Annotated in this window: 24 protein-coding genes; 6 read left to right on the top strand and 18 right to left on the bottom strand. The window is 31.9% G+C overall.

The window, feature by feature from the left end:
- The first annotated feature begins 2 nt into the window (after positions 1 to 2).
- Together LQ694_RS13970 and lacG are read left to right on the top strand one after the other, a co-directional pair.
- The gene (locus tag LQ694_RS13970) at positions 3 to 1,694 is read left to right on the top strand and encodes a lactose/cellobiose PTS transporter subunit IIB (protein WP_204253477.1); all 1,692 of its coding nucleotides are present in this window, start codon (positions 3 to 5) and stop codon (positions 1,692 to 1,694) included.
- A gap of 17 nt (positions 1,695 to 1,711) precedes the next feature.
- On the top strand, positions 1,712 to 3,127 hold the full coding sequence (gene lacG / locus LQ694_RS13965; protein ID WP_218696562.1) for a 6-phospho-beta-galactosidase: 1,416 nt from the start codon (positions 1,712 to 1,714) through the stop codon (positions 3,125 to 3,127).
- Positions 3,128 to 3,176: 49 nt separating this feature from the next.
- On the opposite strand, the gene lacD is transcribed toward lacG, so the two are convergent.
- The 6 genes from lacD to pepF all read right to left on the bottom strand — a co-directional run bounded on the left by lacD (position 3,177) and on the right by pepF (position 8,903).
- Positions 3,177 to 4,115: a tagatose-bisphosphate aldolase gene (lacD, locus tag LQ694_RS13960; protein ID WP_196968249.1), complete on the bottom strand. Its 939-nt coding sequence runs from the start codon at positions 4,113 to 4,115 to the stop codon at positions 3,177 to 3,179.
- On the bottom strand, positions 4,116 to 5,066 hold the full coding sequence (locus LQ694_RS13955) for a 1-phosphofructokinase family hexose kinase (RefSeq protein ID WP_058611309.1): 951 nt from the start codon (positions 5,064 to 5,066) through the stop codon (positions 4,116 to 4,118).
- A complete protein-coding gene (gene lacB / locus LQ694_RS13950; protein ID WP_058611310.1) occupies positions 5,063 to 5,590 on the bottom strand; it encodes a galactose-6-phosphate isomerase subunit LacB in 528 nt (175 codons plus the stop codon). Before lacB ends, LQ694_RS13955 begins: the two co-directional genes overlap by 4 nt.
- A 12-nt stretch (positions 5,591 to 5,602) precedes the next feature.
- Positions 5,603 to 6,034: an RpiB/LacA/LacB family sugar-phosphate isomerase gene (locus LQ694_RS13945; RefSeq protein WP_218696563.1), complete on the bottom strand. Its 432-nt coding sequence runs from the start codon at positions 6,032 to 6,034 to the stop codon at positions 5,603 to 5,605.
- Between the two features lie 140 nt (positions 6,035 to 6,174).
- Complete coding sequence (locus LQ694_RS13940) at positions 6,175 to 6,921, bottom strand: DeoR/GlpR family DNA-binding transcription regulator (protein WP_172965063.1); 747 nt, start codon at positions 6,919 to 6,921, stop codon at positions 6,175 to 6,177.
- Positions 6,922 to 7,106: 185 nt separating this feature from the next.
- Entirely contained in the window at positions 7,107 to 8,903 is a 1,797-nt protein-coding gene (gene pepF, locus LQ694_RS13935) for an oligoendopeptidase F (RefSeq protein ID WP_218696564.1), read from the bottom strand.
- Positions 8,904 to 9,175: 272 nt separating this feature from the next.
- Between pepF and LQ694_RS13930 the strand changes: the two genes are divergently transcribed.
- Positions 9,176 to 9,517 carry a hypothetical protein gene (locus LQ694_RS13930; RefSeq protein WP_025906054.1) on the top strand — a complete coding sequence of 114 codons (342 nt, stop codon included), beginning with the start codon at positions 9,176 to 9,178 and terminating at the stop codon, positions 9,515 to 9,517.
- A gap of 326 nt (positions 9,518 to 9,843) precedes the next feature.
- Here the strand turns inward: LQ694_RS13930 and LQ694_RS13925 are convergent, their stop codons facing one another.
- A complete protein-coding gene (locus tag LQ694_RS13925) occupies positions 9,844 to 10,422 on the bottom strand; it encodes a GNAT family N-acetyltransferase (RefSeq protein ID WP_218696565.1) in 579 nt (192 codons plus the stop codon).
- Positions 10,423 to 10,560: 138 nt separating this feature from the next.
- Between LQ694_RS13925 and LQ694_RS13920 the strand changes: the two genes are divergently transcribed.
- Both LQ694_RS13920 and LQ694_RS13915 read left to right on the top strand, forming a co-directional pair.
- Positions 10,561 to 11,310 carry a MerR family transcriptional regulator gene (locus tag LQ694_RS13920; RefSeq protein WP_070368905.1) on the top strand — a complete coding sequence of 250 codons (750 nt, stop codon included), beginning with the start codon at positions 10,561 to 10,563 and terminating at the stop codon, positions 11,308 to 11,310.
- A 97-nt stretch (positions 11,311 to 11,407) separates the two neighbouring features.
- A complete protein-coding gene (locus tag LQ694_RS13915) occupies positions 11,408 to 11,932 on the top strand; it encodes a histidine phosphatase family protein (protein ID WP_065381169.1) in 525 nt (174 codons plus the stop codon).
- A gap of 153 nt (positions 11,933 to 12,085) precedes the next feature.
- On the opposite strand, the gene LQ694_RS13910 is transcribed toward LQ694_RS13915, so the two are convergent.
- The 11 genes from LQ694_RS13910 to LQ694_RS13860 form a co-directional block, all read right to left on the bottom strand.
- Positions 12,086 to 13,345: an aminoacyltransferase gene (locus tag LQ694_RS13910; protein ID WP_058611316.1), complete on the bottom strand. Its 1,260-nt coding sequence runs from the start codon at positions 13,343 to 13,345 to the stop codon at positions 12,086 to 12,088.
- A gap of 32 nt (positions 13,346 to 13,377) precedes the next feature.
- Complete coding sequence (locus tag LQ694_RS13905) at positions 13,378 to 14,631, bottom strand: aminoacyltransferase (protein WP_065381167.1); 1,254 nt, start codon at positions 14,629 to 14,631, stop codon at positions 13,378 to 13,380.
- 145 nt (positions 14,632 to 14,776) lie between these two features.
- Positions 14,777 to 15,436, bottom strand: coding sequence for a type 1 glutamine amidotransferase domain-containing protein (locus LQ694_RS13900; RefSeq protein ID WP_037587994.1), 660 nt, complete (start codon positions 15,434 to 15,436; stop codon positions 14,777 to 14,779).
- Positions 15,437 to 15,516: 80 nt separating this feature from the next.
- Entirely contained in the window at positions 15,517 to 16,248 is a 732-nt protein-coding gene (gene trpA, locus LQ694_RS13895; RefSeq protein WP_058611318.1) for a tryptophan synthase subunit alpha, read from the bottom strand.
- A complete protein-coding gene (trpB, locus tag LQ694_RS13890) occupies positions 16,241 to 17,458 on the bottom strand; it encodes a tryptophan synthase subunit beta (RefSeq protein WP_096791449.1) in 1,218 nt (405 codons plus the stop codon). Before trpB ends, trpA begins: the two co-directional genes overlap by 8 nt.
- Before the next feature lie 5 nt (positions 17,459 to 17,463).
- A complete protein-coding gene (locus LQ694_RS13885) occupies positions 17,464 to 18,081 on the bottom strand; it encodes a phosphoribosylanthranilate isomerase (RefSeq protein WP_096791410.1) in 618 nt (205 codons plus the stop codon).
- Entirely contained in the window at positions 18,071 to 18,865 is a 795-nt protein-coding gene (trpC, locus tag LQ694_RS13880) for an indole-3-glycerol phosphate synthase TrpC (RefSeq protein WP_058611321.1), read from the bottom strand. The genes LQ694_RS13885 and trpC overlap by 11 nt, the downstream gene beginning before the upstream one ends.
- Complete coding sequence (gene trpD, locus LQ694_RS13875; RefSeq protein WP_218696567.1) at positions 18,849 to 19,865, bottom strand: anthranilate phosphoribosyltransferase; 1,017 nt, start codon at positions 19,863 to 19,865, stop codon at positions 18,849 to 18,851. The genes trpC and trpD overlap by 17 nt, the downstream gene beginning before the upstream one ends.
- Complete coding sequence (locus LQ694_RS13870) at positions 19,834 to 20,427, bottom strand: anthranilate synthase component II (RefSeq protein WP_218696569.1); 594 nt, start codon at positions 20,425 to 20,427, stop codon at positions 19,834 to 19,836. The genes trpD and LQ694_RS13870 overlap by 32 nt, the downstream gene beginning before the upstream one ends.
- Positions 20,424 to 21,827, bottom strand: a complete 1,404-nt coding sequence (locus LQ694_RS13865) for an anthranilate synthase component I (protein WP_218696570.1) — start codon at positions 21,825 to 21,827, stop codon at positions 20,424 to 20,426. Before LQ694_RS13865 ends, LQ694_RS13870 begins: the two co-directional genes overlap by 4 nt.
- A gap of 506 nt (positions 21,828 to 22,333) precedes the next feature.
- Positions 22,334 to 23,380, bottom strand: coding sequence for a M42 family metallopeptidase (locus LQ694_RS13860; protein ID WP_070368910.1), 1,047 nt, complete (start codon positions 23,378 to 23,380; stop codon positions 22,334 to 22,336).
- A gap of 113 nt (positions 23,381 to 23,493) precedes the next feature.
- Between LQ694_RS13860 and LQ694_RS13855 the strand changes: the two genes are divergently transcribed.
- Positions 23,494 to 24,585 (top strand): prephenate dehydrogenase, encoded by a 1,092-nt coding sequence (locus LQ694_RS13855; RefSeq protein ID WP_058611326.1) that lies wholly within the window; start codon positions 23,494 to 23,496, stop codon positions 24,583 to 24,585.
- Positions 24,586 to 24,944 lie beyond the last annotated feature (359 nt).

Raw genomic sequence — 24,944 nt, 5'->3', positions numbered from 1 at the left:
ATGTGAATAAGATAATTAAATTTATTGAAAAGATGAAACCATTTTTTGAGAAAGTGGCTTCTAATCCATATTTAACTGCAATTAGAGATGGCTTCGTTGCATTAATGCCAGTTATTTTATTTTCATCATTATTTATTTTAGTTGCTTATGTACCGAATGTGTGGGGATTCCATTGGCCAAAAAATATCGAAACTACCATTATGAAAGTTTATCAATTCACGATGGGTATGTTAGCACTTTATATGGCAGGGACCGTTACGAAATCATTAACTGACAATAAGAATTTAAAATTACCAAAAACGAATCAAATCAATGTCATTTCAACATTCGTAGCTGCGGAATCTTCATTATTGATTGTTGCAATGAACCCGGTTAAAGACGGTATCAGCATTGATATGCTTGGTACTAAAGGATTAATCGCATCATTTATCGTGGCATTTGTAGTACCAAATATTTATAAATTCTTTATTGGTCGAAATATCACAATCAAGATGCCACCTCAAGTACCTGGTAATATCGCACAAGCGTTTAAAGATATGATCCCGTTTGCCGCCTCTGTCGGTTTATTCTGGATTATCGATATCGCGATTCGTCAAATTGCTAATGGTAACTTAGCAGAATTGGCGACAATTATACTGTCACCATTATTTACAGCTGCAAATGGTTACTTAGGATTTGCGATTATTTTCGGATTTATTGCTTTCTTCTGGTTTATAGGTGTACATGGACCATCTGTAGTAGGTCCTGCTGTTATTGCGATTATGTATAACAACCAAGTTGAAAACTTAAGATTATTTAGAGAAGGTCAACATGCACATATTGCATTAACACAAAGTACGCAAGACTTTGTAGCACTTATCGGAGGTACAGGTGCCACATTTTTAGTTCCTTATATATTTATATTTTTGTGTAAGTCTAAAGAACTTAAAGCTGTTGGTAAAGCGTCATTTATTCCTACAACATTTGCTGTAAATGAACCTTTACTATTTGGGGCGCCAATTATTTTAAACCCAGTATTCATGATACCTTTTATTATTACACCGATTCTTAACTCATGGGTATTGAAATTCTTTGTAGAGAATCTAGGTATGAATGGTTTCATGCATTTCTTACCATGGCCGACACCTGGACCTATAGGTATTTATATGGCATCTAACTTTGCGCCATTATCATTATTATTAATTGCCGTTATTATGATACTCGACTTTATGATTTGGATGCCTTTTATTAAAGCATATGATCGCATAAAAGTGAGTGAAGAACGCAGTACGATTGAAAGTCAAAATATTGTGCAGCCTCAATCAAACGTAGAGTCAAACGAAATTAGTCAAGTAGAAGCAACTGATACTAAAGTTCAATATGACTTTAAAGATCACGTCAACGTATTAGTCGTATGTGCTGGTGGTGGTACAAGTGGTATACTCGCTAACTCGTTAAATAAAGCTGCTAAAGAACAAAACATTCATTTAAATGCTACTGCGAGAGCATATGGTCAAGATATGGATTTAATTAAAGATATGAACATTGTTATATTAGCCCCTCAAATGGATTCAATGAAAAATGAAATGAAGAAATATACTGACCAACATAATGCTCTTCTTATGACAACAACAGGTAAAGAATATATTGCACTTACAAGAGATGGAGAAGCAGCAATAGAGAAGATATACAAACTACTATCAGAAGAAAAATAAACTAAAGGAGTATAAGCATGTTAGAATTACCAAAAACTTTTGTACTAGGCGCTGCAACTGCAGCATATCAAGTCGAAGGATCAAGCAAAGTAGATGGAAAGGGACGTGTGCTTTGGGATGAATTTTTAGAGAGACAAGGAAGATTCAGCCCAGATCCAGCAAGCGATTTTTATAATCGATATGAAGAAGATATTAAATTAGCTTCAGAACATGGCATAAAAGCGTTAAGAATTTCTATTGCTTGGTCTCGCATATTTCCAAAAGGGTATGGGGATGTTAATCAAAAAGGGGTTAAATATTATAAAAAAGTATTTGCGACATGTCGTAAATATAATATCGAACCATATGTGACATTACATCATTTTGATACACCTGAAGAACTATTCAAACAAGGGGATTGGTTATGTAAGGAGAACATCACGCATTTTGTGAACTATGCAGCATATTGCTTTGAGACATTTAAAGATGATGTTCATTATTGGATGACAATTAATGAACCTATTGCATATACTTTAGGTCAATATGTAACAGGCGCGTTTCCACCTGGTGAACAATATCAAGTCGTCAAGTGTCTCCAAGCTCAACATAATCTTATTGTTGCGCATAGTAAAGTAGTTAAACTCTATAAAGAGAAAGGTTATAACGGAGAAATTGGTTTTATACATGCTTTAACTCAAATATATCCAATTAATCAACAACCTGAAAATGTGAAAGCTGCTAAAGTACAAGATACATTTATCAATGGATTTTTATTAGACGGTACATTTTTAGGAGCATATTCTAGTGAGAAAATGGATGTAATTAATCATATACTTAATATATATGATGGTTCATTAGATATGACGGAAGCGGAAATGACAATCATTAAAGAAGCTAGTCAATTACAAGATTTCTTAGGTATCAATTATTATCAAAGTAATTGGGTTAAATCAAATGAAGCGGATAGCTTAATACATCATAATGGTACTGGGGATAAAGGTAGTTCGATTTTTAAACTTAAACAAATAGCTGAAATTGTTAAAAATCATGACGTTCCAACGACTGACTGGGATTGGTATATTTATCCTAAAGGTTTATATGATATGATTATGCGCATTAAAGAAGACTATCGTAATTATAAAAAGCTGCTAATCACTGAGAATGGACTAGGGTACAAAGATCAATTTATAGATGAACAAACAATAATCGATGATCAACCACGTATAGACTATATAGCTGCTCATTTAGAAAGCATTAGTGATGCGATTAAAGATGGCGTTAATGTAACAGGTTATTTTGTTTGGTCATTACAAGATATGTTTAGTTGGTCTAATGGTTATAATAAGCGATATGGATTATTCTATATAGACTTTGAAACACAAAAAAGATATATCAAGAAAAGTGCACTATGGTATAAAGCACTATCTGAGTCATTAGCGAATAAAACAGAATAAAAAGCAAACTAAAACCCGCTTCTAGATTATATAGAAGCGGGGTATTTAATTAATTTATAGCTGTTGCATATTGTTCAATCACTTTATTTAAATTTTGTATATTACTAATACCTTGATCATTTAACCAAGCTTTACATCCTTGTTCACCATCTTTAACATATGCTTGAGTAGCGCCTGCCCATGTTGCTCTTCCACATAATACACCGTTAAATTTAGAGTCTGATTCATAAGCAAATTCCAACGTTTCTTGGAATAAAGTAGGTGATACGCCTGCACTTAGAAAGATAAATGGTAAATGCGTTGCGTCTGATTGTTCTTTAAAATATTGTTGAGCTTGTGCTTTTGTATATACTGGGTTATCGCCAAATCCTTCTACAAAATTCATATTAACTGGAACTTCTACTTTTAATACGTCTACTTTAAATCGGTCTTCTGAGAATAATTTCATTGCTTCAATAACTTTATGAGGTTTAACTTTTGCGTATGCTTCGCTTAAATTATCATCATTTGTTGCGTCATATGACACGATTTCTAAGAAAAATGGAATATCCAATGCGACACACTCAGCACCGACTCTTTCTACAAATGCTTCTTTTTGTGCGTTGATTTCTTGCGATTCATCTATATCAAAATATACGAGTAATTTAATAGCATCTGCACCTTGTTCTTTCAGTGCGTGTACAGACCATGTATTTAATAAATCGGGTAATCGACCAGGTGTCGCTTTATCATAGCCAGTCTTTTCATATGCTAAGATTAAACCACAATTAGGATGTCTTTCTTTTGAAGCGGGTAATCCATACTCAGGATCTAATAATATACTTGAAGAAAATTCCGTTAATGTCTTAGATATTTGTACTTTAAAATCTTCTATCGTTTCTGCTTCTACATTTTCCCCAAGCATTTTCTTTAATGCACCGCGTTGATCAATAGCAAGTGCAGCAATTTGCCCTAAATCATTTGTGAGTTTTGATAAATTTTTAACCATTTAAAAACACTCCAATTGTTCAATTTTTATTTTTGCTAAATAATACTCAAAATTCTCTTTAGTTAAGAATCCAGTTTTCTGTTCTAAAGCATTCGCAATTCCAGCAGCCATTGCTGATTTAACAGCATAGTGAACATCTTGTTTATGTATAAGCCCATAACTAAATCCTGCTATAGAACTATCACCAGAACCAACTGGGTTAACAGCTTTAATTTTAGGAATATTTACTTTATAAATATTCTGCTGATATTTATAAAGCGCACCATTAGAACCAAGTGAAATCATCACGCATGGTATTTGGCTTAAAAGAGGGGATTTCAATGCGTCTATAATCTCTTCGTGATTATCTTGATCTTTCACATTAAAAAGCTGATTCAGTTCTTCGATATTAGGTTTAATTAAATAAGGTAAGCTTTGACCTTCATGATTTAATAAATCTTTTAAAGTATGACCATTAACGTCCAACAATACTTTCTTACCATGACTAACAGCGATATCTATAAGCGTTTGATAAGCTTCAACATTCATGCCTGGTAAAGCACTACCTGATATCGCAATAATGTCATACTCTTGAATGCGTTCAGTCAGATGTTGAATAAATGCCTGAATATCAACTTGCGTAATTGAATCTCCCAGTTCTAGTAATTCTGTTTGATACGCTCCATTTAAAATCGCTATACATTGTCTCGATTCAATATTCGTTTCATAAAAATCATGTTTAATATGATCTTGATCTAAATCACGCTTAATAAATGTGCCCGTTGTACCACCGATAATACCAGTTGCTAAATGATCAATACCTAAAATGTTTGCCACTCTCGTAACATTCAATCCTTTGCCACCAGCTGTTTTAATAACATTTTTAACGCGATTTGTATGATTCAATTCAAAATGATCTAGTTGATAGGCGATATCCACTGAAGTATTTAAGGTAATTGTTAATAATTTCAATGTTTCACCTCATCCACATATTCTCCTTTATTCCATTTATCAATATATTTGTTAAACTGATTGGAATCATATTGAACTTGGTCGTCTGTTAACAATTGATTCATGCGTTCTATTAATTGATCTGATTCCGTTGTTTGGATATACTCTGCATTTATAAAGGTCTCGACGATATCAGTTATTAAATCAATGCCTGAAATCGTTCCACCGACACCAATAATATTACAATTATATTTTTCTTTCGCTAAACGAGCGCTTGTAATGTCTCGTACGAGTGCAACTCTCGCATTAGGTACTTTATTTGCTGAAACACTAATACCTACACCTGTACCACAAAGTACAACACCTAAGTCAGCTTTTCCTTCTGTAACGGCTTTTGAGACATTCACACCATAAATAGGGTAGTGTGTTCTTTGATGATCATAAGTTCCAACATCTATCACTTCATGATCAATACTTTTAATAAAATCTGATACTTTGATTTTTTCATCCGTAACGATATGATCGCATCCAATAGCTATCTTCATTTAACTTCCTCCTTAACACAAACTATTTAACATATCTATTCTGATTTGATGGCGTCCAGCATCATAAGATGATTCTCCAAATGCTTTAGCGCAATTAACCGCTAGAGTAGGGCCAACGATTTCAGAAGCAAGAATCATAATTTTGGTATTGTTGTGACGTGCTGTCATACAAGCAGAACGGTCATCTGAAACTGAAGCAGCAATAATATTTTTATGTTTGTTTGCAATAATGAATGGTGCAATACCATAATCATCAATAATTATTGCCTTAGCATCTTCATTATTTTTAACTGCTTCTATAGTATTTACAGTTATAGCAAACACATCGTCTTCAAGTGTCTCATCATACAAATCGATCCATTCAATGTTAGAATGAGGTAGTTCCTGAATAATCTTGTCTTTTAAAGGTCTGGATTTACGAATACAATTAATAAAAACTTTCATATACTTCCTCCTGTGTTTGTGATTGTTCGTTTTTGTTAATTATAATATAAAATCAAACATTCTTTCTGTCAATAAAAAAGCACTATAAAATAGCGTTATGCCATTCTATAGTGCTTTTCTTTTATAATTCATTTTTATAACTACTTAATCTTGTTTGGATATGTGTTTAATATTTCTTCACTTACATCATCATCTGATATAACAGCATCGACATCGTTAATATTATAGAAGTTATATAATGCTTGAACACCGAATTTTGTGCTGTCTGCTGTAATATATTTAAGCTTTGCATTTTCTAAAATGATATGAATACCTTTGCCTTCTTCTTCGTTTGCAGTTGTTAATTTCTGACCATATATACCGTTAACTCCAACAAAGGCTTTTGCTACATGAAAGTCTTCCATCATTTTGTTCGCAAAGTGTCCGATAAATGTACCCGTTTTAGATCTGAAACGACCACCTACGAGTAATACATCAATGTTTGATAAATCTTTATATTGTAAGAATATATCAAGCGAATTCGTAAATATACTTAAGTTCTTGTCTTTTATAAAATCAAATATGAGTTCATTTGTTGAACCTGAACCAATAAATATAATATCTTCATTATGAATGAGTTCGCCACACTTTTGCGCGATTTTCATTTTATTAGATACATTGATGGTTTGCTTTTCTTTATGTGACTTTTCATTATATAAATTATCTTCAATTAATTTAGCGCCACCATGAATTCTATTTAACAAACCATTGTTTTCTAGTTCTTGTAAATCTCTTCTAATTGTCATTTCAGCAACGTTCATCTTCTCTGAAAGGGAAGATACTTTCACAGACATATTATTTTTAAGTTCATCCATTATAAAACGGTGCCTATCAACTTTTAATTTCACTTGTGATCCTCCTATATATTAACTTTTTAATAAGTTCGAATTTGTTTGATTATATTGTAACACAAATAATATTAAAATTAGAATAATATATAATACGGTAATTTAATAAGGTATGTTTATATAAAAATGTAGAGACTCACACACCATAAGATGTATCAGTCTCTACATTAATATTAGATAAAATATTATTCAATTTCGTTTGTGAGTGATTCTAACTCGTCGATTAAGTGACCGATATAAGCGATTGTTTCTTTAAGTGGTTTATCTGTCGTAATATCAATGCCTGCCATTTGAGCAAGTTCAACAGGTGATTTAGAGCCACCAGCTTTTAAGACATTTAACCAATCTTCAACAGCAGGTTGTCCTTCTTTTTCAATTCTTTGACTCATAGCAGTTCCTATCGTTAAACCTGCTGAATAAGTATAAGGATATAAGCCCATATAATAATGTGGTTGGCGCATCCAAGTTAATTCTGCACCTTCTGTTATTTCAACTTCGTCTCCCCAGAAATCAGAAATAACTTGTTTCTTAATACTATTTAAAAGTGGGGCAGTGAGTGCTTCACCTTTATCAACATGTCTATAAACTTCTCTTTGATATTTAGCTTCTAATAAATGTGTAACCATATTATGATAGTACGTTCTTGAAATAATTGAGCTAATAACCCAACGTTTAAATTTCGGATCATCTGATTTCTTCAATAAACTATTAGCCATTAACATTTCATTCATTGTTGATGGTGCTTCTACAAAATACATAGAACAGTCAGCTTGATATACATTTTGATGTGCATTTGCTAAATTAAAGTGTCCTGCATGACCAAGTTCATGTGCTAATACAAATACTTCAGTCATCTTACTAGTCCATGAAATAAATATGAATGGGTTAACACCATATGGACTTGCACAATAAGCACCAGTTTGTTTCCCTTTGTTTTGAGGGAAGTCAATCCAGCGTTTATCATAACTATCATTGACCATTTGCATATAATCTTCACCAAGCACACTCAATGCTTCTTTAATATATTCTTTAGAACCTTCAATTGATACATCTGGTTCATAAGTAGGGTCTAATGATATACGTAAATCTTCAAATTTCAATTTATCTAGGTTATTTGTACGTTTAAGTAATTGCGCATATCTTCTCATATGTGGTGCTAATTCTTCTGAAATAACATCAATTTGACGATCGTACATTTCTCTTGATACATCTTGTGATTCTAATAAGAAATCAATAACTGAGTCGTAACCACGTAATTCAGATTCAATTTTTTCTTTTTGAACGTGAGCATTGTATGTTGCTGCAGTTGTATTTTCATAGCAGCGTAACGCATCACTAAATTTCTTAAATGCATTACGTCTAACTTCTGTATTAGAGTCAACTTCGTAATCACCTTCAAATGATACATAATCTAAAGGTATTTCTTCTCCGTTCGCTTCAAAAGTACCAAACTCAATATCTAACATCTTCGTAATACCATATAATTCATACGGCGCACCAAAAGTAGGTGAGAAGGTTGCTAACGCTTTTTCTACTTCAGGATGTAATGTATGTTCTTTTTGACGTTTTAACAACGTTAAATATTTAGGATACTCAGATTGTTTAATTAAAGCATTGAATGCTTCATCATCTAATTGTAAAATTTCTGACTCTACAAATGATAATAAACCAGCTACTTTTCCATATGTAGTAGAAAATTGTGCAGCTACTTTTTGACTTTGTTCATCTGTCGTATCAGTCGAATAAAGTAATTCTGCATATGTACTTAAGTGAATAATACTTACAATAAGATCAGCTTGTTCACGTAAAGCAGATTCAATCGTTGATATTTCATTTAACTGATTCACATATTTTTCATTAAATGCTGTAACGTTCTCAACTAATTCTTTTAATGCACTATAAAATGCATCATTGTCTTGATACAAACTTGAAAGATCCCATGTTTCTTGAACAGGAACCTCACTTCTTAATAATTGTCCCATCAAATCACCCTTTTTTAAAATTTACTTATTTATGTACTTATGTACATATTATACATATAAACATCTTCTACGTCATATGATACAACGTACCATTCAAACAATTTATCTTATTCATCATGGTCACATTTGTGCGCTTATGTCCGTAAAATTTAAACAAAATTGCAAATGTACAATTAAATTTATGTGATTAAATCAAATTTCTATCTATATTGTAATTAAACATAACTAAAAGGGGTATAGACTAGTACAACTAGATAAAGGAGGCGTACATCTTGAACATTTTTGATTTCCCAAACTACTTATGGATTTCATTTGTCGTCGTTATTGTTTTTTCTGTATTATCATCATTAATACTTAAAAAACACGTCATCAGTGCAATTTTGACATTTGTCGTATTAGGTATGATCGCATTTATTTTACCTAATTTTTATGACATTACATACGAACCATTATTAGGCTATGCCGCATTTATGGCAATCGTAAGTTTATTTGTATGCTTATTAACATGGTACTTAATGAGAAAGAATCAAAAAAGATTAGCTGAAAAACATAGTCAAGATGAAACAATAGAAGATGGACGTCAATTTAATGAACTAAAAAGACGTAATAAATAGGGAAACGACTAAGATATAAAACTATCTTAGTCGTTTTTTGATTGGTTGGGCGTTGTGAACACTTCTGGCCAAACTTGTTCGTAACGGGTGCGTTATTTACAAAACTCGGCTGAACTGTTACTATAGACCGCTATAATTACAAACCTTGGACGAAGTGTTACTATGGGCCGCTTTAGTTACAAAACTCGGACGAAGTGTTACTAACACACTCGTTATTTGCACTTCTTGCCAAACTTGCTAATAACGATACCAGTATTTGCACCTCCAGCCCAAACTGCTAATAACGACTAAGATATTTCTGTATATCCCAGTCGCTCGATCTTTCTTTATTTAAAATAAACAGGTGTCGTGATTGCATAGAGTGCTTCATTAATAATACTTTGTTGGTCTGCGCTTAAATCGGAGTTCTTTAATGTTCCTTCTCGTTCATATCCACATCTTTCAATGGTGTTAATACTTCTTGTATTTTTAACATCTATGTATGCTTCTATTCTTACAAAGCTATGGTTTTCTATAACATGTTGCGTAATATATTGAATAGCTTCTGTTATATAACCTTTACCTAAGCCTGAATTAACTGCCCAATAACCAATTTCACATGATGGTAATCTTAAATTTATATCTTGAAGGACAACTGATCCTACAAATTGCATCGTATCTTTTTCAAAGATAAAATATCTAAAATATTCTTTGTTATACTGCGGATCAGTTGATTTATTAAGAAATTCAGTCACTTTATATTCATCGAATTGATAGTTGAAGAATGCTACCCAATCTTTTAATGTATTTACTGAATTAAGCATTTCATCCTTTATTGTCTCTTTGTATGAAAAAACTTGTTCTCCAGCTAATATTATTAAACGAGATGTTTCTAATTTTGATTCAAGTTGTATCTCTTTATTCATTATAAAACTCCTGACATACGTGATATTCTATATGTATTATAACATGTATGTAATTAACATTATTTATTTTTTTAGATTATATTGTTGACTCTAACGTAACGTAAGACTTTATAGTAGGGTTATGAGGAGGTTAAGTAAATGGAAATGACTGTTAAAGAAATTGCTCAATTAGTCGGTATAAGTGTGCGCACGCTTCACCATTATGATGAAATTAATTTACTGAATCCGTCTAATGTATCTTCATCTGGTTACAGATTGTATTCAGACGAGAATGTAGATAGATTACAGCAAATATTATTTTTTAAAGAGCTTGATTTTCCTCTAAAAAAGATTAAAGAAATTCTTGATGATCCTTCGTTTGATAAAGAAGAAGCATTAAATATGCATAAAAAGATGCTCATCAATAAAAAAACAAGAATTGATCAAATGATTCAAACGATCGATCAAACGACGAAACATATGAAAGGAGAAATTAACATGACGAATGAAGATAAATTTATAGGATTTGAGTTTAATCAGAATGAATATGAAGCTGAGGCACGTGAAAAGTGGGGGAATAAGACTGTAGATAAAGCGAACAATCGCATTAACAGTTGGTCTAAAGAAGAAAAAGCTTTAAAAGAAGAAGAAATGAATGATATTTTTAGAGCATTTGCAGCAAACAGAAACGAATCTCCAGACTCAGAAATTGCTCAATCTATTGTACAAAGATGGTATACGTATTTAAATTCTAATATTGATTGCGAGTATAGTTTAGAAGCATTTGGTAGTATCGGTGATATGTATGTTAGTGATGAAAGATTTACTAAAAATATTAATAAATTTGGTGAAGGTACCGCACAATTTGCTAGTAAAGCAATTGCAAGTTATGTCAAAATGAATCAATAGCATAAACTACTATAAATCGAAATAAATACGATTTATAGTAGTTTTTATTTATAATGATGTATGATATGCTTTCTTAAAATCTATTTGGAGTGATTTAATGATTTATGTATTAAGACATTGCAAAGCTACTGGTCAAGACTTTGATGCAGCTTTAACGGCAGATGGCATTAAGTCAGCACAACAATTAGTACCAGTATTAGCTAAACTCAATATTGACCATATATATGTTAGTGAAATGAATCGTACATATGAATCAATCAAACCATATTTAACGAAGTTCCAAACACCATTAACTTATGATAGCCGTTTAAATGAGCGCATTTTAAGTGACTTACCAATAGATAATTGGCTAACTGAGCTTAAAATGACTTTCAGTGACTTTAATTATCGTATGCATAATGGCGAAACAAGTTTAGAAGCTCAACAGCGAATTTTAGAAGTATTTAAGTCGATACCAGTAAATAAACATGCATTAATCGTAACACATGGAAACATCATGTCATTATTACTAAATCATTTTGATAAACAATTTGACTTTAATGAATGGAAAGCTTTAAAGAATCCAGATCTATATGCAATTGATGAATCGTCACAAATAAAACATGTAACAATAAATAGTTAGATATATATGTAGAATAGGCGTCCCCTAAGACAATATACTTAACTTCCTATAATATATATTATGTAAACTAATTAATAGAATAAATATGCTATATGCTACTAACCGTATATTTAACATAAAAAAAGCTGAAAAATTAATTTCAGCTTTTTTGGATTACTTTTTAATTTTTGATCGTACTTTTTGGATTACATTGTGTAAGAAATATTTTTTCTTATTGATTGGTTTGTAGAAATCTCCGATTAATTCTTCGATTTGAACGTTAAATCCTCGTTTAAATCGATATACACCGTAATCTTCGCTATCTTCAGTGAAATCTCCTGATAATCCGTAGAAATTGTATCTATCGAATCCATTTTCGAAACAATAATTAATCATATGCCAGTGCATCATATATGGTCCCATAAAGTGATTGTATTTTTCACTTGAGCCACCTGAGAAATAATTGATTTCATATGCATTTTCAAAGAATACACCTGAAGCTAAGTTTAAGATTTCACCATCTGTTTTGATAAGTTCGCTTGTTTCTAATAATTCTTTCTGTGCATGGTCAATTAAACGATCTGTTTCAGCAATTTTCTTTAATTGTTTTTCAGATTTGTTTTCTTTTGCCATCATTTGGTCACGTTTTGTTTCTAAGTCATTTAAATTCTCTTGTGTTGATTGAATATATTCATTCAAATCGATATATGCTAATGGTACAAGTGCTTTAGAACCATATGTATCGATAAAGTTTAAGAAATACTCATCTGTCTTAGAAATAAAGCCAGCTCTTTCTTCTGTTTCTCTATATAATTTAAAGAATATATCTAATTCATCGCGTTCTAAGAAACGTACTTTAACTCCGTAATTATGCGCTTTATTGACGTTACGTTTTCTTTGGCTGTCGAATCCTTTTTTAACTTCTGCTAATGTTTTATCTTTTAAATTCAAGACACCCATCCATCTTACTTGGCTTGATGGATCATATTTAGTCGTAAAGCCATGATGATCATAGCCTAGTGATTTAATAAGATCAACGATTTGGTCATTAGCTCCATCTTCTTTAATTTGTTTAATATCTTTGTCGTAAATATTGTAAATCCAGTATGGGTCGACTTTAACATATAGACATTGATGTTGTTTTAAGTACTTTTCAAGCGCTTTGAAGTAATATGTCACTAAATCTAGATTGCTATAATCCATTACCGGACCACGATTTGAATAATACACATAACTACCTAATGTTGGTATTTTAGAGAATAGACTTGCTGCAACTACTTGGTTATTCTCATCTTTAACACCTAATAATACAACTTGAAAACCATCATTTTCCCTCGTCTTGATGTTTTCTTTTACTTGAAAGTAGTGACTTTCGTATCGACTATCAGATACGAACTCATCATATTCAGTAACCGTTAATTCTGTAAATTTCATATTATCTAAATTCCTCTCTTACTGAAAATCATTTATTTTTTTAATACTTTTTTTAGTGTTGTATATGCTTTGTACGCTGGTTTATTTATTGGTTTAACGAAATCACCAATATATTCATAAACATCTGCATTGTAACCTTTTTTAAATTTAATAACGCCGACGTCAGGTGCATCTTCTGAGAAGTCTCCGCTGATACCATAGAAGTTATAACGGTCAATATTGTGATCTAACGCGTATTTAATCATTTCCCACTGAATTGCATAACTACCTGCAAAGTGACGATATTCATTAGATGAACCACCTGCATAATATACAACTTCAAATGGATTGATAATGAAGAAACCTGCTGCTATTGGTAATGTATCACCATGTTCTTGTTGTAATTGACGTGCTTCTTCTAATTTAGCTTCATTTGCTTCTCTTTGTTGTTTTAAGTTGTCTATTTTATTAATCGTTTTTTGATTATCTGGTTTCTTTTCTAAATCTTTTTCAGCTTTCGCAATATCTTTGTTGTATTGTTCATGGTCTTTTTCTAATTGAGGAATGTAAGTTTCAAAGTCTATATATGCTAAAGGAATCTTTACATTTTCAAAGTATTTTAATCTATTGTAATAGAAGTCATCGCCGCGATCGTTGAAATCTTTCTTCTCTGTTGTATCTTCCATAAATTGACGGAATATCGGCATTTCATCTTTAGATAGAAAACGAACTTTAACACCATTTTTTTGAACTTTTTTAGTATTTCTTTTTCTTAAACTGTCCATATTCTTGATGAGCGTCTTTTCGTCCATACCTTCTAAATCAAGTACAGAATGCCATCTAATTTGATGTATTGGGTGGAAACCAGTTGTGAAGCCTTGATGTTCATAGCCTAATGATTCAAATTGTTTAATTAAACCATCACGGTTGAATGATTTTTTAATATTGCCATCATGATCTCTTAGTTGATATGGCAAGTAAGGATCGATTCTAAAGAATAATCCTTTATAACTTTTTAAATAGCTCACGATTTCTTTAAAGAAAAAGTCAACAAGTTCTTTGTTGTCATAATCCATTACTGGTCCTCTATTTGAGTAAAAGTAATTAAACTTCTTCATAACTGGTACACTTGTTAACAGACACGCAGCTAATACTTCACCTTGATTATCTTTGACACCTACTAAATGTGTTGAAGTACCTTCAGATGTTTTTAATTCATAATTACCTACTGCTTGTGTAAAATGCGCGTACGGCATTTTATTTGTAAAAGCTTCAAATTCACCAGTTGTTAAATTTGTAAATTTCATTTATACAATACTCCCAATCTCATTTTTATGTATTTGTTACAATTATACAATATTTTGTCTTTATTCTAAAATAATACTCATTACTATACCATTATTTCATAAATAAAAACCTACCAAATGGCAGGTTTTTATTTATATTGCTTAACTATTTTAATACATTTACAAATTTTTCGGCAACCTCTTCACTCGAATTTGGATTTTGTCCTGTGACAAATTTACCGTCTGCAACTGTATGAGATTCAAAGTCAGCACCTTTAACGAATCGAGCGCCTTGCTTTTCAAGTTGTGTTTGTAGCAAGAATGGTACATCATTCTCTAAATTCATTGCTTTTTCTTCACTATCTGTAAAAGCAGTTAATTTAACACCATCCACTAAATAGTTCCCATTAGGAAGCTTAGCGCCTACAAATGCACTTGGACCGTGACATACTGCACCAATCACCTTATCGTTATTTCTATAATATGCTAGCATATCTTCCAAGTCTTCATTATTTGGGAAGTCGAATACTGTTCCATGACCACCAGGTAAGAATATGCCATCATAACTCTCAAACACGATGTCTCTAATACTATATGTTTGTTGTAACTTTTCTAATACGTCATGATATTCTTTAGCTTCGTCATTTTGAGTTGAATTTGGATCTATCGGAACACTGCCACCTTTTACAGATGCAATATCCACTTCTAATCCATTTTTAATAAATACTTTATAAGGAATTGCTGCTTCTTCTAGCCATAACCCAGTTGGTTTACCATCTTTAAATTGAGATGCATTTGTAACAACTATGAGAACTTTTTTGCTCATTAGAAACACTCCTTTTCATTTGTTAATGTCGATTATACATGAAGTGTGTTTCTTTTTCTTCTATTAAGGGTTATGCTTTTTTAATCTTCATCTAAAGCTTTTCTAATACTTTGTAAATACGCTTGATTTTGTTCTATTGAATCATTTTTTAATCTTTTAACAATTTCGCTACCAATCACAATGCCGTCACTAAATGACTTTATTTCTTGAGCATGTTCTTCAGTTCTAATACCAAATCCACAAACGACAGGTACACTAGCGTGTTGTTGTATAAATTTAATTTTATCTTTTAAAGATTCATGGAAGCCTCTGCCATCACCAGTCGTCGCATTCATTGTCACAGTGTAAATAAAGCCTTCCGCATGTTCAGCTATTTGCTTAATTCTTTCATCACTAGAAGTCATCGCAATTAAAGAAATTAATTTTATGTTTTTAGGTTGTAAATGCTTTTTAAATCGTTGTCCAAGTTCAAATGGTAAATCTGGAATGATTAAACCGTAAACATTTGCTTCAGCAATTCGTTCTATAAAAGCATCAACACCGTATGCATCAACTAAATTATAATAAGTCATAAATAAATATGGCGTATTGATTTCGTCTTTATGTTCAATCAGTTGATCAATAATTTTATTAACAGACATCCCTTGTTTAATCGCTTCTTGTCCAGCAGCCATAATCGTTGGGCCATCAGCTACAGGATCAGAGAAAGGTAAACCAATTTCTATATAATCTGCACCATTTTCGTCCATAAGTTTGACTGAATCTATAAAATCTTTGTTCCCCATGACATATGGTATAAATAATTTACGCATGATGATCCCCCTTCTCTTGCATATACTTTCTAATTGTTTCCATGTCTTTATCACCTCTACCAGAAACCGTCACAACAATAATTTTATCTTTATCCATTGTTGGTGCTAGTTTCTCGACGTAACTCAACGCGTGTGCACTTTCTATAGCTGGAATAATACCTTCTAATTGCGTAAATTTAATAAGCGCATCCATCGCTTCAGTATCACTTGCATTCGGATATTGGACACGACCAATATTGTTATAATAACTATGTTCCGGACCTACACCTGGATAATCTAATCCTGCTGAAATAGAGTGCGCAAGTTCGACTTGTCCATTTTCATCTTGAATTAAATACATTCTAGAACCATGTAACACCCCTGGTTTCCCTTTTTCAATAGCTAAAGCGTGTTTAGTAGTATCTACACCTTCACCAGCAGCTTCAACGCCGTATAATTTAACAGATTCATCATTTACAAACGGATAGAATGTACCAATTGCATTTGAACCGCCACCAATACATGCAACGACAGCATCTGGTAATCGAGATTCTTTCTCTAATATTTGTTTCTTAATTTCTTTACCAATCACACTTTGTAAATCTCTTACGATAGTTGGGAATGGATGAGGACCTAACGCCGATCCAAGTAAATAATGTGTATCTTCAACATGTGAAACCCAATACTGTAAAGCTTTGTTTACTGCATCTGATAATGTACCTTGTCCGTCTGTTACAGGTACAACTTTAGCGCCTAACAATTCCATTCTGAACACATTCAATGCTTGTCTTTCAATATCTTCTTCACCCATAAATACGATAAGTTCCATATCAAACAGTGCTGCAATTGTTGCACTTGCTACACCATGTTGACCAGCTCCAGTTTCAGCAACGAGCTTTCTTTTACCCATTTTCTTTGCAATAAGTGCTTGTCCTAATGCGTTATTAATTTTGTGAGCGCCAGTATGATTTAAATCTTCTCTTTTTAAGTATATTTTAGCGCCGCCAAGTGCTTCTGTATAACGCTCAGCATATGTTAAAGGTGTTTCTCTACCTACATAATCTTTCAAATAAGCATTTAATGTTTCATGAAATTCCGGATCATTTTTTAATTGTTGATACGTATCATTTAATTCTTGTATAGCTGGCATTAACGTTTCTGGTACATATTGTCCACCGAATTCACCGAAAAATCCTAACTCATCTGCTTCTAATTGTATATTTTTATTCAATTCAATCATTCCTTTACATATGTTAGTAATGCTTTAATTTTCTCTTTATCTTTTTGACCGTTCGTTTCAATTCCACTTGATATGTCATAACCATTATGATTAAAGTTTAATGATTCGATTTGTTTAATTTTATCTATATTAATACCACCGGCAATTAAATACGGAATATTGTTTAATGCATTTAATATGGACCAGTCATAAGATACCCCTGTACCACCATAATCTTTTGAAGGCGTATCAATTAAAAACAAATCTACATCCTTTTTAAATGCTTCTATATTAGTAAGTAATTGATCATTAGCTGGTAAAGCTTTATAAATCTTAATATGCGGATACTTTTCTTTAACCTCTTGTATAAATAATACAGATTCATCACCATGAAATTGAAGTGTATTAATAGAAGTTTCTCGAATAAGTTTATCAATTTCTACCATTGTTAAATTCACAACTACAGCTACGATATCAATCGCTTGGGGAATGTCTTTACTTAATGACTTTATTTCTTCAACAGATACATATCGTTTACTTTTTGAATACGTGATAAATCCAATTGCATCGACATTATTTAAGACAGCTGTTTCTATAGTACCTTTATCTTGAAAGCCACAACATTTAATAAACATGTTGCTCACCTTGTTTTTCTAGTCTTAAACTTGGTAAAAATTCATCTAAGTGTGGATGTTTCATTAATGATTCCCCAATTAATGCGCCATCAATACCACTGCCGATAATACTTTTCACATCATCTAAAGTACGAATACCACTTTCAGAAATGTATGTTACACCTGGTTTAATTTGTGTTAAGATCTCATTCGTATGTTTAACGTCTGTGACAAATCTTTTTAAGTCACGATTATTAACGCCAATTAATTGCGCACCAATTTCATGTGCAATATCGAGTTCTTCTTTATCATGAACTTCTACAAGTACTTCTAAACCTTTTTCTGTCGCATATGCGTATAAAGTTTCGAGTTCTTCTTTTGATAAAATATTAACGATTAATAATACGATAGAGGCACCAACATGATGTGCTAAATCTATTTGTCTTTTATCAATAATAAAATCTTTACATAAAACAGGTAATGTCGTCTTAGTTGTTAAACTTTGTAATCTTTCATAACTACCATCAAAATATTTTTCATCCGTTAATATAGATATAGCTGATGCGCCGTATTGTTCATATAATTTTATTTGAGTAGTCATATCTCGTTTCGGAATATCTGATACTGTAGGACTTTTTGCTTTTAATTCGGCAATAATATTTAATTTATTATCTTGCTGTGTACGACTTAAGAAAGATGTTTTATGTTGTACATCAACTTTCTCTAGTGTGTTTAATTTTTGTTCATAATATTGATTATTTAGTAATGTTTTTTTATATTCTACGATTTCATCCAATATTGTCATAAACTTTTCCTCCTACAGCTTCTAATATATTTAATGCATATTTATCATCTATTAAAGACTCTGCTAATGTAATACCCTCTTTGATAGAGTCTACTTTTTGACCGGCATATAACGCTAAAGCAGCATTTAATACAACGACATCTCTTTTAGGACCATGATCTTGTCCTGTTAAAATATCTAAAGTAATGACTTTGTTTTCTTCAGGTGTCCCACCTTTTAATGATTCGTTAGGCGCTGATTGTAATCCGTAGTCTTCAGCATTTACAGTATAATGTTTAATGCCTTCATCTTGAGATACTTCATATATAATGTTGTCACCAGATAAAGTAGCTTCGTCCATTCCACCTGCACCGTGCACGATAATGGCACGTTTTCTTCCTAATTTATAAATTGCTTCAGCAATAATTTTAAGTTTCGTTTCATCATAAACACCCATTACTTGATAATCTAAATGATATGGATGAATCATTGGTCCAAGTAAATTAAATGTTGTTGGTGTTGGTATTGATTTACGAACAGGTTGTACAGTTTTCATAATCGGATACGTTTCAATTGCACTTAAAAATGCTAAATTTGTTTCGTTTACTTTTTCTGTCGCTTGATTAATAGGTGTTGTTTGAATATTTAAAGCAGATAAGATATCAATACTACCTGTTTTAGATGTAATGCTTTTATTACCATGTTTCAAAACTTTTAAGCCAGCTGCCGCAACAACAAATGAAGCGGTTGTTGAAATATTAAAGCTTCCAGAATGGTCACCACCTGTGCCACAAACACAAATACTATCTTCTAAATAAGGTCTTTCTTTATATGTTGTTTCGATTAAACTTTGACTTAAGTTCGATAATTCATCTGATGTTTCACCTTTCATACTTAATGCCACTAAATGTGCAACCTTTAATGATACATCTGCTTGTTCATCCATCATTAAATCTACAAATGATTTCATTTCTTGTTGCGATAAATCATTATACTGAATGAGTTGTTTTAATGTGTTCATATTTTGCACCTTCCTTTGTTATGTCGATAAAAGCTTTTATAATTTCATTTCCATGATCTGAAGCAAATGATTCAGGATGAAATTGTATCCCGAAATGTGGTTTTACTTTATGTTCAAATGATTGTATGGAATCTTTCGTTCTTCCTGTAATTTTTAACGTGTTCGGAAATGTTTTTTCATCACTAATTAATGAGTGATATCTCATAATATTAAAATGTTGCTCGCATTCTTGATATAATTTAGAAGATTCGATAATATCAATTTGATCAACTTTACCGTGCTTAACTTCTTTCCCGACGACAACTTCTCCACCGTAATAAGTCGTTAATGCTTGAGCGCCTAAACAAATACCTAATATCGGTTTATCTTTATATGCATCTATCACATTTTTTAAGTCTTCTGTATCATCAGGATGACCAGGTCCTGGAGATATAACCAATCCATCAATATTTAAATTGAACGGTGCCTCGTCCGGATGATAGATTAAGACTTCATCATGTTGCTTAATTAAATCTACTAAGTTATATGTGAATGAATCATAATTATCAATTACTAATATCATGGTGTAACCTCCAATAAACTTTTTGCTTTGATCATCGTTTCTTTTAATTCTTTTTGTGGGTTTGAATCATATACAACACCACATCCAGCTTCTACATTTACATATTCGTTATCTACAACCATTGTTCTAATTGTTAAAGCAAAATCTAAATCGTGGTTGCAATTAATATAGCCAACACCACCAGCGTATATACCGCGTTTTCTTTTTCTACTTTCATAAATTCTTGTGATTGCTCTCGTCTTAGGTGCACCAGATACTGTTCCTGCTGGTAATAAAGCTGTAATCATTTGAAGCGGTGTAATTTCTGGTCTAATTTTACCTTCGACGATTGAGACGATATGCATAACATGTTCAAATCTTTCAACAGTCATTAACTTAGGCATATATACTGAACCTGTTTGAGCAATCATCTTTAAATCATTTCTTCCAAGATCGACAAGCATGCGATGTTCAGCTAATTCTTTTTCATCTGTAATCAGTGCAATTTCATTTTGTTTATCTTCTTCTTCTGTTTGACCTCGTTTGTTTGTACCTGCTATTGGGTTCGTTGTAATAACATCACCTTGTTTCTTAATGAAACTTTCTGGTGAAGATCCGATGATAGTTCTTTCTTCATCGTCAATGTAATACATATATGGACTTGGATTTTGTCTTTTTAAATTTTTATAAATTTGAAGTTTCAATGTATCTTTATGTTGTTCGTTAAAGTAATGTTTATATTTATAAATTCTTGAAGGTACGACTTGGAACATATCACCTTTACTAATAAGCGATTTATAATATTCGACTTCTTGCATGAAATCTTCTTCGCTAATATTTGTTTCAAGTTCACCTCTTGATGTATGTTCAATTTTATTTTGAAATAGTGAAATATCTTTTAATGTTTCAATCATATTATTAAGTACTTGTTCAACTTGTGCCTCCGTATTATGACTAAATAAGTTTGACGCCATAACAAACAATTCTTCTTTAAAATGATCAAATACGTATACAGATTCAACAAGATTAAATGAAGCGTCTGGAATATCTGATTGCAATTCAATTTGTTTAAGTAATTTATTTTGATATCTAATTAAATCGAAACTACAATACCCGATCATGCCAGATATAAATGGTAAATGTGTTAAAGCTTCTGGAACTTCATCAATTTTCATATCATTGATAAAATCCTCAAGTGATTCATATGGACGTTCATTTACAAGTTGTTCATCTTCATTTATGAATATTTGTAAATAATCATCATATAAGTTCACTTTTCCAACTGCATCGAAAGCTACAATCGAAAATCTACCTTTCATTTGATCTGTACTGGCACTTTCTAAAATCATTTTCTTACAATTTATTTGTCCTAAAGTCTCTGGGGTAATATCAGCATTTAACTTTTTAAATTTAATAATCATCTTAATCCTCCTTAATAAAAAAACCGCGCATAAACATCCTAATCAAACAGGACGCTAATGCGCGGTACCACCTTCATTAATAAGTCTAGAACTTATTCACTCATTAAATATTTAATTATGTCGACATGGTCCCCATTTCTAAATTAAACTGTGTTAGTTTACATCAACCACTAACTTTCTGTTTGCTACAGGCTTTAATTTATACTTATGACCATTGATTTAGGTATACAAAAAGACACCACAGTATACGCTATCTGTAAGGACGCGTTACCGTGGTGCCACCTTAGTTAACATTGAATTTCATGTTCACTCTAAATTTCATTTAATTGATAATTTGAAAGCCCAATTCTCTCTTTGTGTGTAGTGCTAATTTACATCAACCATTAGCTTTCTATTTGCTACTATCAACACGAGATACTCATCTTTCAAATTCCGAATGATTTCTTCGGATTAATTAAATATCACTATACGAGAATAAATTTTAAATGTCAACCCTTAAATTCTGATTAGTTTTTAATTTCTGATAAACAGTAAGCTCTTAATAATTTTTGACTTTCAAGAATAGAATCTTCATGTGTGCGTTCTAAAGCATGTGAAGATTCTATACCTGCTCCGAATAATCCATGTCTAATATCAGCGCCTGCATGTAGAGCAGCAGAAGCATCAGAAGCATAATAAGGATATATATCTAATTTATATTGAATATCATTTTCCTTACATAAATTGACTAAATGATTTCTCAATCCTACATGATATGGTCCAGAAGCATCTTTTACACAAATAGATACTGTGTATTCATCAGAAGCTTGTCCATCGCCTAATGCACCCATATCAAAAGCGATAAATTCTACAACTTTATCTGAAATACTTGAATTTGCACCATATCCAATTTCCTCATTGTTCGAAATATAAAATTGTGTCGTGTGTGGAAGTTCAACATTTTCTTCTTTAAGATATTTCAAAAATTGTAAAATCATCGCAACACTTGCTTTATCATCAAGGTGTCGAGATTTAACAAATCCTGATTCTGTATGAACAAATCTTGGATTGAAACTCACTGCATCTCCAATTTCAATGCCTAGTGCTCTTGTATCTTCTGGATTAAATGTTTTTTCATCTAATCTTACTTCCATATGTTCGGCATTTCGTGGAATTTCAGTATTATTTTTATATACATGAACACTTGTTTCATGTAAACAAATGGTACCTGTTATTTCTTTTCCATTTTGAGTTGTGATGGTACAATATTCCCCTTCAATCGCATTCCAACTAAATCCACCTATTAAATCTAATTGCAATCTACCATCTTCTTTAATATCTTTAACAATTGCACCTAATGTATCTACATGTGCTGTTATCAGTCGTTGAGCATCATCATTTTTTCCTGGAACGTTTATAAATAATCCGCCTTTGTGTGTTACACTCGTATCATAATTTAATGACTCAGCAACTTTTCTACAATATTCAACTGCTGGATCGGCAAATCCCGATGGACTATTAATGTAAACAAGTTCTTTAATTGTATCGATTGTTTCTTTTACGTTAATTGTCATATTACCACTCCTTATACATTTATTATCATTCTATACTTTTAAAAAAATAAATCAATAACACTTGCTTTCTCACACTAACTTACTTTAAACTATTAAAGTATTGGAGGGATTTTATGCAACACGTATTTATAGTTGGACTAGGATTAATTGGTGGGAGTTTAATACAAAATATTAAATTTTATCATCCCAATTTACATATAACAGGTTACGATTATTTTGAAAAACATTCAGAAATCGCATTATCTATGAAAATTATAGATGAAATCGCAACGGACTTTGATTCTAGTGCTCGTCAAGCAGATTTAATTATATTAGCCACACCCGTACAGCAATCAATTGAGTACGGTAAGCGATTATTAGAAATTGATACTAAACCAGGATTAATTGTTACCGATACAGGTAGTACGAAATTAGGATTAAGTTCACTAGAATCACAATTATTAGAACAAGATATTCATTTAATCGGTGGACATCCTATGGCAGGTAGCCATAAGTCAGGTGTCACGAATTCTAAAAAGCACTTATTCGAGAATGCTTATTATGTATTGATATATGATCAAGCAGACAATAAAGCGGCTTATAGTGAAGTTAAACATTTGTTAGAACCTACTAAAGCAAAATTCATCAAAATGTCAGCAAAAGAACATGACTATGTAACTGGCGTCGTCAGTCATTTTCCACATGTCATCGCATCAAGTTTAATTCATATGAATGAAGAAAACACACAAATATCTGAATATGTCAGAACACTAGCAGCAGGCGGTTTCCGTGACATAACACGAATCGCAAGCAGTAATGCTGATATGTGGCGTGACATCACATTAGAAAATAAAGAACATCTTGTCACACTTATGGAAAATTGGATCGAACAAATGACACATACTAAAGAAATGATAGAAGAAGGAAATCCAGCATTAATTCATGATTTTTATCAATCAGCCAAAACATATAGAGACCAACTACCTATTAAAGAGCAAGGTGCCTTAACTTCAACATTCGATTTATATGTTGATATCCCAGATAAACCAGGTATGATTAGTGAAGTAACAAGAATACTCGGACAAAATCACATATCAATAACAAACATCCGAATATTAGAAGTAAGAGAAGATATTATGGGTGCATTGAGATTAAGTTTCAAATCAAGCACAGACAGAGATCGCGCAATCGAAGCCTTACAATCATTTGATACGTATACATTGTAATATTGAATATCGAGATTAGGAAAAAAGCCAAGAGATTTAAGGTCTCTTGGCTTTGTTTTGCGTTTAACTCACATCTTTTTCAATCTTGTGAGTTTACTGCATTTTTAACTCACATCTTTACTAATCTTGTGAGTTTATTACCTCTTTAACTCACATCTTTGCCAATCTTGTGAGTTTACTACCTCTTTAACTCACATCTTTTACAATCTCGTAAGTTTATCCACTCTTTAACTCACATCCTCCTTCACTCAAACAAAAAACTGCCCATAAGGTAGTGACCCCCCAAAGTTAGAGTTTTCATTATGCTATTAATTGGCTGGATTGAGTTCGGTATTGTACTGGACTTCGTCCAGCCAATT

Source organism: Mammaliicoccus sp. P-M58 (genome assembly GCF_022386165.1).
Classification (GTDB): domain Bacteria; phylum Bacillota; class Bacilli; order Staphylococcales; family Staphylococcaceae; genus Mammaliicoccus; species Mammaliicoccus sciuri.
The sequence above is the reverse complement of the archived record's forward strand: the minus strand, read 5'-3'. Positions and strand labels throughout refer to the sequence as shown.

Coding starts and splice junctions, on each gene's coding strand:
- lacG (WP_218696562.1), top strand. CDS start 1,712: ATGTTAGAATTACCAAAAACTTTTGTACTAGGCGCTGCAACTGCAGCA.
- lacD (WP_196968249.1), bottom strand. CDS start 4,115: ATGGTTAAAAATTTATCAAAACTCACAAATGATTTAGGGCAAATTGCT.
- lacB (WP_058611310.1), bottom strand. CDS start 5,590: ATGAAGATAGCTATTGGATGCGATCATATCGTTACGGATGAAAAAATC.
- LQ694_RS13945 (WP_218696563.1), bottom strand. CDS start 6,034: ATGAAAGTTTTTATTAATTGTATTCGTAAATCCAGACCTTTAAAAGAC.
- pepF (WP_218696564.1), bottom strand. CDS start 8,903: ATGGGACAATTATTAAGAAGTGAGGTTCCTGTTCAAGAAACATGGGAT.
- LQ694_RS13925 (WP_218696565.1), bottom strand. CDS start 10,422: ATGAATAAAGAGATACAACTTGAATCAAAATTAGAAACATCTCGTTTA.
- LQ694_RS13920 (WP_070368905.1), top strand. CDS start 10,561: ATGGAAATGACTGTTAAAGAAATTGCTCAATTAGTCGGTATAAGTGTG.
- LQ694_RS13915 (WP_065381169.1), top strand. CDS start 11,408: ATGATTTATGTATTAAGACATTGCAAAGCTACTGGTCAAGACTTTGAT.
- LQ694_RS13910 (WP_058611316.1), bottom strand. CDS start 13,345: ATGAAATTTACAGAATTAACGGTTACTGAATATGATGAGTTCGTATCT.
- LQ694_RS13905 (WP_065381167.1), bottom strand. CDS start 14,631: ATGAAATTTACAAATTTAACAACTGGTGAATTTGAAGCTTTTACAAAT.
- LQ694_RS13900 (WP_037587994.1), bottom strand. CDS start 15,436: ATGAGCAAAAAAGTTCTCATAGTTGTTACAAATGCATCTCAATTTAAA.
- trpA (WP_058611318.1), bottom strand. CDS start 16,248: ATGCGTAAATTATTTATACCATATGTCATGGGGAACAAAGATTTTATA.
- LQ694_RS13885 (WP_096791410.1), bottom strand. CDS start 18,081: ATGTTTATTAAATGTTGTGGCTTTCAAGATAAAGGTACTATAGAAACA.
- trpC (WP_058611321.1), bottom strand. CDS start 18,865: ATGACAATATTGGATGAAATCGTAGAATATAAAAAAACATTACTAAAT.
- trpD (WP_218696567.1), bottom strand. CDS start 19,865: ATGAACACATTAAAACAACTCATTCAGTATAATGATTTATCGCAACAA.
- LQ694_RS13870 (WP_218696569.1), bottom strand. CDS start 20,427: ATGATATTAGTAATTGATAATTATGATTCATTCACATATAACTTAGTA.
- LQ694_RS13865 (WP_218696570.1), bottom strand. CDS start 21,827: ATGATTATTAAATTTAAAAAGTTAAATGCTGATATTACCCCAGAGACT.
- LQ694_RS13860 (WP_070368910.1), bottom strand. CDS start 23,380: ATGACAATTAACGTAAAAGAAACAATCGATACAATTAAAGAACTTGTT.
- LQ694_RS13855 (WP_058611326.1), top strand. CDS start 23,494: ATGCAACACGTATTTATAGTTGGACTAGGATTAATTGGTGGGAGTTTA.